Raw genomic sequence first — 13,271 nt, forward strand, 5'->3', positions numbered from 1 at the left:
GTCTGTTGACYTTTTGAGCTGATTTTTGCAGCAGTTTGTGGGTTCTTTATGCAAGGCAGAGGCTTTGAAATGTAGTTGCCCTACCTGATAAGCCGATAACGCAGTAGAAAGGAGCCACAAACGCTGCCCGAAGGGTTCGGCTAAAAGCGTTTTACTCTTTGTTGAGAGGATTTTGCTTAGAATAACTAGGCTACAAACCTCTCGCCGCGATTAAAACGCTTTTATCTCGAACAAAATTTAACCGCAAAAGGTCAACAGACCCTAATTAAGCAACGACTTCACCCAAAGCACTAAACTGTCCCATAACTTACCAATCCAAGAGCCCTCTTCTACTGCTTGGTTACTTACCAATGGGTAGCTCGCCACTGTTTTATCGTCACTCTTCCACACGACTTTACCAACCACATCCCCTTTCGCGATAGGGGCAATCAGCGGCTCATTTACGACTACGCTTTTGTCCAACCCTGCAGTCAACGAGCGAGGTAGCGTGAGGTATGCATCTTGTGCAAAACCCAACTCGATCTCACTTACGTCACCCTTCCATACTTTAACTGTCGATAATACTTCCCCTTGTTTCGCGACTTGTTTGGTGTCATAAAATCGAAAACCATAGTTGAGCAAACTCTTCGATTGGCTGATTCGCGACTGTTTACTCGGCGTTCCCATCACCACCGAAATCAAACGCATTTTTCCTTCTTTGGCGGAGCTAACCAAACTGTAACCCGCGTTGCTGGTATACCCCGTTTTTCCTCCATCGACATCAATCGAGTTATCCCATAGCAGCTTATTCCGGTTGTATTGCGTGATCTTGTTCCACTTGAACACCTTTTCGCTGTAGAGCGCGTAGACAGCTGGTACATCATTAATGATAGATTGCATCAGCTTTGCCATATCTGTTGGTGAGGTTTGAATGCCCTCGCTATCTAGGCCATGCGAGTTAACGAAGTAGGTATCTTGCAAATCAAGTTTGTCAGCCCAGCCATTCATCAACGCCACAAATGCACCTTCACTACCGGCAACGTGTTCAGCGAGCGCGACACATGCATCGTTACCCGATTGAATAATCACGCCACGCATTAAGTTTGCTACGGTAATCTCATCTTTTGGCTTAATGAACATTTTAGAAGAGTCAGGAAATTTAGCTGACCACGCGTTTTCACTCACCGTCACAGTGTCGTCCCAATTGAGTCGCCCTGCTTTAATTTCTTGCCCCACCACATAAGCCGTCATTAGCTTAGTTAAACTGGCAGGGGCTAACCCAGCACGCGCGTTTTGCTCCGCAATGATGGCGCCGGACTGAAAGTCCATCAGCACATAACCTTTCGCCTGCAACTGAGGCGGATTCGGCGTTACGACCGCCAGTGCGGGTGCGCTAAAAATCTGTAGTAATAAACAAGCAAGCTTAATTCGGGTTAGTGACGTGTTCATCAAGCATCCTCCATGGTCAATGACCGCCAAATGTCTCGTTTCATAAGAACTGATCAAGATGGTGATAAGACAGTGATTTCCAAACTTCACCTAACAGATCATAGTTCACTCAGTGCATACCAACACGGAAAGATCGAAGAGTTTCAGTATTGATTGCCTTTCAGGAGTCAAAAATCGAGTTCTTACAACAAATCGGTTGTTTCTAATAAGGAATTCGATATCGTAAAGCAACTTTAAACAAGGAAAGATAATAACAATGAACGCTCAATCATTTATCGACGCAGGACTGCATTACACACCCCATTCATTTACAGTGCCGCTGGACTACCAAGATCTAAGCAAAGGTACGATCAACGTCTTCGCTCGCTCCGTTTGTTTAGTCGGCGATGAAGACTCCGACAAACCGTGGTTAGTGTATTTTCAAGGCGGTCCGGGCTTCCCTTCTCCTCGTCCAAACGGAAACAACGGCTGGATCAAACGCGCATTGAGTGAGTACCGTGTACTACTGCTCGACCAACGCGGCACTGGCAACAGCAGCGTGATCAATCACCAGACGCTTGCGCACCTCACGCCGACGCAACAAGCAGACTACTTAAGCCACTTCCGCGCAGACAACATTGTTCGCGATGCGGAATTTATCCGTGAACAGTTTGGCGTTGATAAGTGGGCGATTTTGGGTCAGAGCTTTGGTGGTTTCTGCTCGTTAACTTACCTATCGTTGTTCCCGAACAGCTTACTGCAAAGCTACATTACGGGCGGTGTGCCTTCGGTTTCTCGTCATGCGGATGATGTGTATCACGCAACATTCAAGCGCACCATGGAGAAGAACCAAGCCTTCTTCCAGCAATTCCCACAAGCGCAGCAGCTATGCCAGAACATTGCCAATCACTTGTTGGAGCACGAAGAGTTTCTGCCAAATAGTCAGCGTTTTACTGTCGAACAGTTCCAACAAATTGGGATTAACTTTGGTGTCAGTGACACCTTCTTGCCAACTTACTATTGGCTAGAAAGTGCCTTGATTGAAGTGAACGGTAAACCTCAGCTTCGTTATGAATTCCTCAACGACATGTTGGCGCAGCAAAACTTCCAGACCAATCCAATTTACGCGATTCTGCACGAGTCGATTTACTGCCAAGGGTTTGCTTCTCAATGGAGCGCACACCGAGTACGTCAAGAGCATGATGCGTTCAACTATGAACAAGGCAAGCCGTTCTACTTCACCGGAGAAATGGTCTTCCCTTGGATGTTCGATCAATACGTGAATCTAAAGCCACTGAAAGAAGCTGCAGAATTACTGGCAGAGAAAGCCGATTGGACGCCGTTATACGATGCGCAGCAACTGGCAAACAATAAGGTGCCTGTGAGTTGCGCTGTCTATGCAGACGATATGTTTGTGGAAATGGACATTAGCCGTGAAACACTCGCTGCAATGCCAAACTCAAAAGCTTGGATCACCAACGAATACGAACACAACGGTCTCCGCGCAGATGGTGAGCGTATTCTCGACAAGTTGATTGCGATGGGTAAACAAACCGCAGCAACGTTGAAATAAGCAGCTAGCGCTCAGAATTCGCTAAAAACCTAGATAGAAAAACGCCTCTTTATCACAAGATAGAGAGGCGTTTTTGGTTCGATTCAGGTTTAAATCGACGCTAGTCTTTGACTCGCTTGGTCATCATTTTGGTAATTACGCGGTAACCCATCTTATGGTAGAAATCTTCGCCTTCGTGATTAAATGACGCCACGGTTAAACCGAGCTCTTCAATGTCTTGGCTGCATAAATCGCTCTCGATTTTATCCATCAAAGACAAACCAATACCTAAGTTTCGATGGCTTTCAGACACCACCAACTCATTGATATAACCGACGCGTCTTTCTGGAGAGAGAATCGAGTTGACCTCTCGCACAGTGCCAGAGATAAAACCAACCACCTGTCGGTTAGAACAAGCAATAAAAGCCGTGATGCTGCCATCAAAATATTTATCGAATATGTTGCGATCTTCCCTTAACTGCGCCATTTCTTCCGGAGAACGGTAGAAATCTGGCTCAGCATTATAATGAGAGGTGTCGAGTTCGACCAAGAGCGTTTTCAACAGTGGGACGTCTTCTTCTCTTAGTCTTCTGATATGAAACTGTTGCATGTTGAATTCCTTTGCCAACCGACCTGTATCAAGCACAGATCTTTGCTTCAACTGATTATCGGATAAGAAGTTTTAGGAATGTGAAGCGAATCAACAGTACAAATTTCGACCATTTATGTCGAGTACGTTTTCAACAGTTTTACGAGTTTTTACTGATAATTTGAACATCCACAAAATTTAAGTGGAAATAAAACTCCCCTTTTCTCAATAAAAGGGGTTATACCCAGTGACTTCAAGATGCAGGATTCAGAGCGTTGTCATTGATTCGAGAGCAAGGAAAACAACGCAGTGTAATAGCCAGCTATTTCCAAGTTGTTTGACACAGCCATTGGTTTAATTAAAAAAGCGGGTCAATGACACGCTCCCAAAGGGCACTCTTTGCAAGTGGTAAGGGCCTTGGCTTGTATACTTTGTTGCCGATTCTTGATTTAGACCCACTAAACCTTTAAATCGCCGCCGCGTCTACAAACCAAGTCAGTCTCGCTGAACCTAGCATCTCGAGGTTACTTGGGTATACCTAATTTAGAAAGCGGCACTTTGCTCAAAAGCGAGTGCCGATTTTAAGCGACTGAAATCACCAATGGGTTCGCCATCGAGCATAAACTGCGGGTAGCTTCTTGCGGTTGGGAATAACTCGAACAAGGTTTCCCGATCAAACTCCACATCCAACTTGAGCGTTGCCACGTTAAAGCCCTGATTTTGCAACCACATTGCTGCGGTTTCACATTGGGAGCACTGCTCCTTGCTGTACATTTCTATTTTCATTACTCTTCTCTGCTATTCCTTGCCGTTAGAAATCCGCATCAAAACTCAATTGGCGATCTTGAGGTCGTTTGTACTCAGTAACACGTTTTTCAAAGAAGTTGGTCTTTCCTTCCATGTCCAATAAACGCATGTAATCAAATGGGTTTTCCGCACCAAAGATCGGGGTGAACCCAAACAAACCAGCGATAACATCGGCAGTGTGCTCAATGTATTGGCACATCAGCTCAGCATTCATACCAATCAAGTCCACTGGTAGGGCTTCCGTTACAAACTCTTTCTCAATTGAAACGGCTTCACGGCAAATCTCTTCAAACTCTTGTTGCGTCACCTTGCCTTGACCTAAGGTTTTAAATAGCAGCGCAGAAAAGCTAAAGTGCAGCCCTTCGTCACGAGCAATCAAGTCATTGCTTGCTGCCAAACCAGCCAGCAAACCACGTTTACGGAAGTAGTAAATGGCACAGAAGCTGCCAGCGAAGAACAAGCCTTCCACAAGACCAAAGGCGATCAAACGCATTGCCAATGGTTTATCGGAGGAGATCCACTTCATTACCCACTCCGCCTTACGCTTCACGGTCGGGACGTTTTCAATCGCATTGAACAAGCGCTCACGCTCTTCAACATCGGGAATGTAAGTTTCGAGTTGCAGTGCGTAAGTCTCTGCGTGAATGACTTCATTAAATGCCTGCAAAGCAAGGAAACAGCGCGCTTCCGCGATTTCAATTTCACCATAAAATCGAGTCAATAAGTTCTCGTTGATCATCCCTTCGCTCTGAGCAAAGAACGCCAACACATGTCGAATGAAGTGCTTTTCGCCTTCGGTCAGCTTGGCAAGATCAGCAAGATCTTGAGCAAAATCGAGTTCTTCTGTGGTCCAGAATGCCGCTTCGTGAGTTTTGTACGCTTGCCAAATCTCTTCGTATTGAATGGGGAACAAGCTAAATTTGTTTTTAACAATCATACCGTTTCCTTACTTTCGGTTGATGCGAATCTTTTTAATTGACGAGAGAGGTTTATGCGCCGCAGTTTAGGCAATCTTCATCTTCGCTTTGCTGACCAACGGTGACTTTCACCGCATTCGTTGATGGCTTGGAACGCAAGTAGTACATGCCGGTTTTCAGACCACGTTTCCACGCGTAGAAGTGCATCGCATTGATTTGGGCGAACGTTGGTGATGCGAGCCATAAGTTGAGGCTCTGCGATTGGCAAACAAACGGGGCACGAGCTGCCGACATATCAATGATCACTTTCTGAGAGATTTCCCACACGGTGCGATACACGGATTGCAGGTCGTCTGGAATGGCATCGATGCCTTGTACTGAACCGTTATTGAGAATAATGGCGTCGCGGATTTTGCTCGTCCAAAGACCACGCTGTTCCAGATCGCTCACCAGATGTTTGTTGATGATGATGAACTCACCCGACAAGGTTTGGCGTTTATAGATATTACTGGTTTGCGCTTCAAACGCTTCGTTGTTACCTAAAATTTGCGCTGTCGACGCCGTTGGCATTTGAGCAATCAGTAACGAGTTGCGCACACCATGCTCTGCGATTTGGCGCTTGAGCTGTGACCAATCCCAGCGGCTGCTTGGTTGTTCATCCCACAGATCAAATTGGAACTGACCATGACTGATTGGTGAGCCGTCATAACTGGAGTACGTGCCTTTTTGCGCCGCGATTTCACAAGACGCTTCTAGGGCGGCGTGATACATGGTTTCCGCGATGTCACGGTTAAGCTGCAATGCTTCTTCGCTATCGAATGGAAGGTGCATTTTGAAGAACACGTCCGCCAAACCTTGGATCCCCAAACCAACAGGGCGATGCGCGTGGTTTGATTTTTCAATCTTATCGGTTGGGTGATAGTTCACATCGATAACGCGGTCGAGGTTCTTAATCGCAACTTTGGTGACTTGGTGAAGTTTGTCGAAATCAAACCCCGTGTCTGTAACGAACTTAGGCAGTGCCATAGACGCCAAGTTACAAGCGGCCGTTTCATCTGGCGTCGAGACTTCCATGATCTCTGCGCACAAGTTACTCGATTTGATGGTGCCGAGGTTTTTCTGATTCGACTTTTCATTACACGCATCTTTGTAGAGCATGTACGGCGTACCCGTCTCGGCTTGTGACTCAATGATTTGCGTCATCAATTGGCGGGCTTTGATGGTCTTCACCCCCAAGCCCATACGCTCGTATTCTTGGTACTTCTGAGTAAATTCAGCACCGTATAAATCAGACAAACCTTTAGTATTGTGTGGGCTAAACAGAGTCCATTCCGCGTCGTTTTCAACACGTTCCATGAACAAGTCTGGCACCCATAGAGCAAGGAATAAATCACGTGCGCGGAACTCTTCTTTACCGTGGTTTTTACGTAAATCGAGGAAGGATTCGATATCCGCATGCCAAGGTTCCAGATAAACCGCAAACGAGCCCTTGCGCTTACCGCCACCTTGGTCGACATAGCGAGCCGTTTCATTGAAAACTTTCAGCATTGGCACGATGCCATTCGAGACACCGTTAGTGCCAATAATTGGCGCACCCGTCGCTCGAATATTGTGGATGTGTAGCCCAATGCCACCCGCCGATTTAGAAATCAGCGCACAATCTTTGAGGGTGTCGTAAATGCCGTTGATGGAATCTTCTTGCATCGCTAATAGGAAACACGAAGATAGTTGTTGCATCTTACAGCCAGCATTAAACAGCGTTGGTGTAGCGTGGGTGTAGTAGCCAAGACTGAGCAAATCGTATAGCTCTCTAATTTCTTCAAGATCGTCACCCGCGACAGCGACCGCTACACGCATGAACATATCTTGTGGTCGTTCAACCACCACACCTTTTACTTTCAACAAGTAGGAACGCTCGAGAGTTTTGTAGCCGAAGTAATCAAACTGATAGTCGCGTTTGTAGTCAATCATGTCTTCGAGCGCAAACTGATTCTTGGCAACAAAGTCGACGTAAGCATCGGAAAGAATACCGATTTCAGAGAGCTCACGTGTTGCAGTTGCGTATCCGCTGGTTTCTTTTTGCAGAGAACTCACCATCACGCGAGCAGCGAGCTTGGCATAATCAGGATGTTCCGTCGCAAGGCTTGCTGCCGTTTCAGCGAGGAATACATCGATTTCCGTCACCTTGATGCCGTCGTACAAACCGCTTACCACGCGTTGTGCAACCGCAATAGGTTCGACTTTTAGTCCATCAGCCAGCGCTTCGGCTCTTCGAGTCACCTTATCTAGACTGGCTTTTTCTTTCCGTCCATCTCGTTTTATAACGTCCATAATCTATATCTTGTGTGTAGTTTAAATATTGAGCACCATATGTACGCAATAGATCTAGATGATAATAGTTATCATTACAAGAAAGTTTTTTTAAAGTTAGAACTGAAGATGGAGAGGGTAAGGAAACATATTGACACTGACACCAAGCTCGATAGGAACAGCAATCAGAGGCAAGCACCGCAAACGTGATAAAGTGATGAAGTTTTCCACAAAGCTTTAATTTTCATTAACTTAGTTCATTTCTAGAAAAGAACAACAAATGTGACCTGGTTCAAATTTTCATGCCCTTTAATTTCCAATGCTACGCGCTGAAATTTGTTGAAAAAATCGCCGGGGCAACATGACTAAAAATATCCGCATAGTTTGTCCGTATTTCCGACTAAATTACTCAGGTATACTCCGAGCCGCTAAAATTGTTAGGTATCGAGTCGTCGAACCATCGACCTTTTAAAGTAAGGAATAATCATGAGTCAGTATGTTGTCTGCGCCCTGTATAAATTTGTGGAACTGAAAAACTACCAAGAGTTACGCGAGCCATTGCTTGCCCTAATGGAAGCCCACGGTGTACATGGAACGTTGCTACTGGCGAGTGAAGGTATTAACGGTACGGTTGCAGCGAAACGCGAAGGTATTGATACACTGCTTGCATGGCTAAACGCCGAGCCTCGCCTTACTGGTATTGTTTACAAAGAGTCGTACTCAGATACTCAGCCGTTTAACCGCACCAAAGTAAAGCTAAAGAAAGAGATCGTGACATTGGGTGTTGAAGGTATCGATCCTCGCCATGTGGTTGGTACTTACGTGAAGCCTCAAGATTGGAACGATCTGATTGCTGATCCAGAAGTATTTGTGGTTGATACTCGTAATGACTATGAAATTGAGATCGGAACATTTAAAGGCGCAGTTAACCCAAATACTGACACATTCCGTGAATTTCCTGACTATGTAAAACAAAACATGAATCCAGAGAAACACAAAAAAGTCGCAATGTTCTGTACGGGTGGTATTCGCTGCGAAAAGTCGACCGCTTACATGAAAGAGCAGGGCTTTGATGAGGTGTACCACCTAGAAGGCGGTATTCTGAAATACCTTGAAGAAGTACCAGAAGAAGAAAGCTTGTGGGAAGGTGACTGCTACGTATTCGACGGTCGCGTTGCGGTTAACCACCAGCTAGAAAAAGCAGACTACGACTTGTGTAATGCTTGCCGACTGCCAATCACAGAAGAAGACAAACAATCAGAACAGTTTGAGCAAGGCGTAAGCTGCCCGAAATGTTTTGGTAAACACAGTGACGAGCAAGTAGCACGCTTCCGCGAACGTGAAAAGCAAGTATCGTTAGCAGCGGTTCGTGGCGAACAACACGTCGGTGGTGAAAGTGCCAAACAACGTGAGCAACGACGCGCGGAAAAACTGGCGAAGAAAGACGCGCAACGTAAACAAGCGTAATTATTCAGGTGCGAGCTAACAAACCTAGCTCGCATTTACTCCCCTTTTTATCTAATTTCAATAGAGCTCGTTGTCTTTCAGCAACACTTCTAGCTCATTAGTATCACGCCTGCTTGGCTGCCCAACCATTTCATCATAGGCACTTTGCTGGCGAAGCATCTGTTTGTTCGCTTTCAAGTTACGACATTGCTTTTGCAACTCTAGTATCGAATGCGCCCTTAAAAACGTCCCTTTATCGTCTGTAACAAAATGCTCCTCTCCGTCGACTAGAACCGAGACTTGATACAATGCGAGATCGAGAGAGTGGATGACAAGCTTGTCGATATAGAAGAATTTTTCCAGTTTACTGAGTGGCATAGACATAAAGCACCTCCTTGCTCCGTGCCATTACGTCAACCGTAATAAAATCGATCACCGAGTGAGAAATTTGCCTCTCTCATGCGTAGAAATCGGAAAACCAGTGAGGGCTCCGATGCAAACAATCAACTTAGTGTGGCTAAAACGCGACTTACGTCTGACCGATCATGCACCTTTGCAACACGCTCTATCTTCTGAGAATCCAACAGTGCTGCTCTATATTTTTGAGCCCATGCTGTTGGATGACCCACATTACTCCGAACGTCATTGGCGCTTTGTTTGGCAATCACTCCAAGACATGGACGCCCAGCTTACTCAACATGATCAAAAGGTCTCAGTAATGTTTGGCAATGCTCGGGATTGTTTGAGTGCGATTCAAAAGCAATTCAACATCAATGCCGTTTTCTCCCATCAAGAAATTGGATTGAATTGTACGTTTGAGAGAGATAAACAAGTATCAGCATGGCTTCAAGTACAAGGCATTCCATGGCATGAGTTTGAACATGGCGCAGTTGTGCGAGGCGCAAAAGACCGATTCGGCTGGGACAAACATTGGGATACCGTTATGCGAGCTCCAATAGAAGAGGTTGAGCTCGAAAGCGATTCTCTTATCACCCTCGATATCGACGCGCTAGGCTTCACCTTTACTCCCCCTTCTTCTTGGTTGGAAAAAGTACAAGGCATGCAAACTGGCGGGAGCTCACTCGCTTGGCAAACATTAGAAGACTTTTTTCAACGCCGAGGACGAGATTATTACCGCAGTATTTCCAACCCGACGGCATCTCGGACAGCCTGTACTCGCCTCTCTCCCTATCTTGCATGGGGGAACATTTCGCTTCGAGAAGTGTATCAGAACCTCTTGCAACATTGGCAAGTGACGGGGTTTCGTCGCAGCCTAATTGCGTTGTCTTCAAGGCTTCATTGGCATTGTCATTTTATGCAGAAATTTGAATCTGAATGTGAGATGGAATTTCGCTGTGTGAACCAAGCCTATGACCCTTTGCTCCGCCAAGCGAGCAACAACGACCAAACCCGACTAGAGGCTTGGAAGGAGGGAACCACTGGCATACCTCTCGTCGATGCCTGTATGCGCTGCCTTCATCACACGGGATACATCAACTTTCGTATGCGTGCGATGTTAGTGAGCTTTTTAACACATCATATGAACATGGACTGGCGCGATGGCGTAACTCATCTAGCGCAGCTCTTTCTCGACTTTGAGCCGGGCATCCATTATCCACAATTTCAAATGCAGGCTGGAGTGACGGGCACCAATACCATCCGTATCTACAATCCGACGAAACAAGCACAAGAACACGATGCCGATGGTGAATTCATTCATAAATGGATTCCGGAGCTCGCGAAGGTACCTTCCCCACTGTTGTTTGAGCCTTGGAAAATGACCGCAATGGAAGTCGTGATGTACCAGTTAGAACCGGACTCAAAATACCTCGCCCCAATAGTCGATGTAGAAGCGAGTGCGAAAGCTGCCAGAGAGCGATTGTGGGCTTGGCGAAAACGTGCCGACGTAAAAATGGAAGCTACACGCATTTTATCTCAGCACGTCCGCCCTTCTAATAAAAAGAAAGCCAGTTGATCGCCTAGAAAAGGGCATGCGTAAAAACTGTCACTACATACTCGATAGACACAACGACTGGCGTCAATATTTAGATATGAATAACGTAACTCTTTCAAAACACGACATTAAGGCAATGGAACAACGTAAGCGAACTCGCCTCGTCAATTCATTAGCAGGGTATAAAAGCGCAAATCTGGTCGGGACAAGAGACAGGGAAGGACAAGAGAACCTTGCTATCGTAAGTTCTGTGATCCATTTAGGCTCATATCCGCCACTGTTCGGCTTTATTGTCCGTCCACGCAAGAGTCGCCGCCATACGCTAGAAAACATCCTCGATACCAAGCACTTCACCATCAATGCCATCGGCGTCGATTTCGTCCAGAAAGCGCATCAGACCTCCGCCCGCTATCCAAAGCAAATATCCGAGTTCGAGGCAGTGGGACTCACACCGTATTACGATGATGCGTTTCCTGCGCCATTTGTTCTGGAGAGCAATCTAAAAATGGGGTTAGTGTTGAGAGAGCACATCAAAATTGAAAGCAATCAAACAGAGATGTTGATTGGTGAAGTGTTGATGGTGCATGCACCTGAAAGAGCCATCATGCCCGATGGCTACCTAGATCTAGAGCTACTCGACTTAGTGACCATTTCAGGGCTGGATAGCTACCACGTCACGCAACGCCTGCATAGGTTAAGTTATGCCAAACCAGACTCTCGCTTATTCCCTCTAACGAGAGAGGGAGAGCCTTCATCTTGGGGAGCGCTTGAAGTTGATATGGACTAAATTATTTAGGCCTCAAAAGCTAAATACAAAAATGGCAGTTTTCTCTGTCCAATCCGAGCTCACCAGCTCGGTTAGTCAAATGGTTGCGTCCAGCTTCAAGCCCCATTTCATAGCCTTCTAGCAATACCGATTGTCGCATTGATAAGCGCTGCACACTGAATTCATCCGGTGGCGCGATGACTCGAATACTGGTGCCCCTCGGCGGATTACGAATGAACTCTAAAGACTCATTATAGTTTTGCGAACGATGCATCATCGCTTCTGCCATTTGGGGATGTTCAGCAAACAGCTTTTTCATCAACCACGTTGTTTTGACTGGCTTCTTTTCATATGCCAATGGATGAGAAAGGATAACCGTGATATCCCGAGCACCACGACGATGGGCTTCACGCACAGGAATAGAATCCGCCACGCCACCATCTGTGTAACAACCACCGGAAAAACATGGCGTGTGTTTGTAAGCAATAGGCAGTGCAGTCGTCGCTTCCATCGCATTGTGGAAGTTATGACGATTAACACGATAATAGTCTGCCTTGCCTGTATTAACGTTAGTTGTCGTTGCTAGAAAAGGGATTCCGTCAAACAGCTTTGCTTCATCAACTGGGTACAAACGATTTGACTCTTCAAACAGCCATTTTACGTCAATCAAGTCCCCTCCTTTCAAAAAACGAGTGGGATCAAAAAAGCGTTTGCTGGTTGCTAACTTGGTGATCACATTGATACTACGGTGCGGATAGTCCGTGAGATATCCGATTAAGTTTGATGCCCCTGCAGAGACGCCAATCGCAAAATCAAATGGTTTGTAGTCCTGTTCTAAGAATGCGTCTAGTACACCACTAGCAAAAACTCCACGCATTGCTCCGCCTTCAACGACTATTGCTTTTGTTGCCATATTTCCCCCAATAAATACCCGAAAAAGACTACTGAAATTCGTGCTACAACAACAATTGGTTATTCTTATTATTGAAATAGAGGAAGTCTATGTATATCTGATACTGATTATGAAAACTAAATGTGCAAAACCTTCTGGGAGCTTTGATTACGATGGGCAAAGTAACAGATAACTCCAGCTTCCTACGGGCGTAATGACGCGATCTATCTAAGCTGTTTGACGATGCTATTTCTTTACCAAATGACACACCAGTGACAATCCCTAAGCATCTCGAGGTAGCCTAGGTACAACTCAATGCCCTCAACTATAAGAATGGTCCAACTTCAAGCAAGCGAATTAAGGTTAATAACATAAGTCAACCTCGTTAAAATCCAGTTAACATTCAAGACCAAGACTCTTACATTCTCTAAATGTCCAATTCAGATCAGAATTACGGGATAAAGTTCTAATATTTGACATTTCATTTTATACCGCAATAAACAGCCGTATGCGGATCACTCTTTCCCAATAATCCGTGTGTATCATTCCGAATCAATCACTATTAGTAATGCCGACAAGGTACATATAACGATTATCGCTATCAGTCTTGGTAAAATAGAGCTAAGACCAG

The 13,271-nt window shown here is 45.7% G+C and carries 11 protein-coding genes; 4 read left to right on the forward strand and 7 right to left on the reverse strand.

Annotated features, from left to right (window positions below):
* Nucleotides 1–261: 261 nt before the first annotated feature.
* Nucleotides 262–1,428: a D-alanyl-D-alanine carboxypeptidase family protein gene (locus tag B853_RS16645; RefSeq protein WP_038883319.1), complete on the reverse strand. Its 1,167-nt coding sequence runs from the start codon at nucleotides 1,426–1,428 to the stop codon at nucleotides 262–264.
* Between the two features lie 256 nt (nucleotides 1,429–1,684).
* Here B853_RS16645 and B853_RS16650 point away from each other — a divergent pair, with 256 nt between their 5' ends.
* Nucleotides 1,685–2,980 carry an alpha/beta fold hydrolase gene (locus tag B853_RS16650; protein ID WP_038883318.1) on the forward strand — a complete coding sequence of 432 codons (1,296 nt, stop codon included), beginning with the start codon at nucleotides 1,685–1,687 and terminating at the stop codon, nucleotides 2,978–2,980.
* A 100-nt stretch (nucleotides 2,981–3,080) separates the two neighbouring features.
* On the opposite strand, the gene B853_RS16655 is transcribed toward B853_RS16650, so the two are convergent.
* The 4 genes from B853_RS16655 to B853_RS16670 all read right to left on the reverse strand — a co-directional run bounded on the left by B853_RS16655 (nucleotide 3,081) and on the right by B853_RS16670 (nucleotide 7,603).
* On the reverse strand, nucleotides 3,081–3,569 hold the full coding sequence (locus B853_RS16655; protein WP_005441955.1) for a GNAT family N-acetyltransferase: 489 nt from the start codon (nucleotides 3,567–3,569) through the stop codon (nucleotides 3,081–3,083).
* 522 nt (nucleotides 3,570–4,091) lie between these two features.
* Nucleotides 4,092–4,334 carry a glutaredoxin family protein gene (locus B853_RS16660; protein WP_172622598.1) on the reverse strand — a complete coding sequence of 81 codons (243 nt, stop codon included), beginning with the start codon at nucleotides 4,332–4,334 and terminating at the stop codon, nucleotides 4,092–4,094.
* A 25-nt stretch (nucleotides 4,335–4,359) separates the two neighbouring features.
* Entirely contained in the window at nucleotides 4,360–5,292 is a 933-nt protein-coding gene (locus B853_RS16665) for a ribonucleotide-diphosphate reductase subunit beta (protein WP_005529517.1), read from the reverse strand.
* 52 nt (nucleotides 5,293–5,344) lie between these two features.
* Nucleotides 5,345–7,603: a ribonucleoside-diphosphate reductase subunit alpha gene (locus B853_RS16670; RefSeq protein ID WP_038883317.1), complete on the reverse strand. Its 2,259-nt coding sequence runs from the start codon at nucleotides 7,601–7,603 to the stop codon at nucleotides 5,345–5,347.
* A gap of 465 nt (nucleotides 7,604–8,068) precedes the next feature.
* On the opposite strand from B853_RS16670, the gene trhO reads away from it, so the two are divergent.
* On the forward strand, nucleotides 8,069–9,049 hold the full coding sequence (gene trhO / locus B853_RS16675) for an oxygen-dependent tRNA uridine(34) hydroxylase TrhO (RefSeq protein WP_038883314.1): 981 nt from the start codon (nucleotides 8,069–8,071) through the stop codon (nucleotides 9,047–9,049).
* Between the two features lie 57 nt (nucleotides 9,050–9,106).
* Here trhO and B853_RS16680 read toward each other — a convergent pair whose 3' ends face one another.
* Nucleotides 9,107–9,412, reverse strand: a complete 306-nt coding sequence (locus B853_RS16680) for a DUF6482 family protein (RefSeq protein ID WP_038883313.1) — start codon at nucleotides 9,410–9,412, stop codon at nucleotides 9,107–9,109.
* Nucleotides 9,413–9,521: 109 nt separating this feature from the next.
* Here B853_RS16680 and B853_RS16685 point away from each other — a divergent pair, with 109 nt between their 5' ends.
* Together B853_RS16685 and B853_RS16690 are read left to right on the forward strand one after the other, a co-directional pair.
* Complete coding sequence (locus B853_RS16685) at nucleotides 9,522–11,003, forward strand: FAD-binding domain-containing protein (RefSeq protein WP_038883312.1); 1,482 nt, start codon at nucleotides 9,522–9,524, stop codon at nucleotides 11,001–11,003.
* A 76-nt stretch (nucleotides 11,004–11,079) separates the two neighbouring features.
* Nucleotides 11,080–11,769 (forward strand): flavin reductase family protein, encoded by a 690-nt coding sequence (locus B853_RS16690; protein ID WP_038883322.1) that lies wholly within the window; start codon nucleotides 11,080–11,082, stop codon nucleotides 11,767–11,769.
* Between the two features lie 19 nt (nucleotides 11,770–11,788).
* Here the strand turns inward: B853_RS16690 and B853_RS16695 are convergent, their stop codons facing one another.
* Nucleotides 11,789–12,661: a patatin-like phospholipase family protein gene (locus tag B853_RS16695; RefSeq protein WP_038883310.1), complete on the reverse strand. Its 873-nt coding sequence runs from the start codon at nucleotides 12,659–12,661 to the stop codon at nucleotides 11,789–11,791.
* Nucleotides 12,662–13,271 lie beyond the last annotated feature (610 nt).

The sequence above is a fragment of the Vibrio rotiferianus CAIM 577 = LMG 21460 genome, assembly GCF_002741985.1.
In the GTDB taxonomy this organism is placed as follows: Bacteria; Pseudomonadota; Gammaproteobacteria; order Enterobacterales; family Vibrionaceae; genus Vibrio; species Vibrio rotiferianus.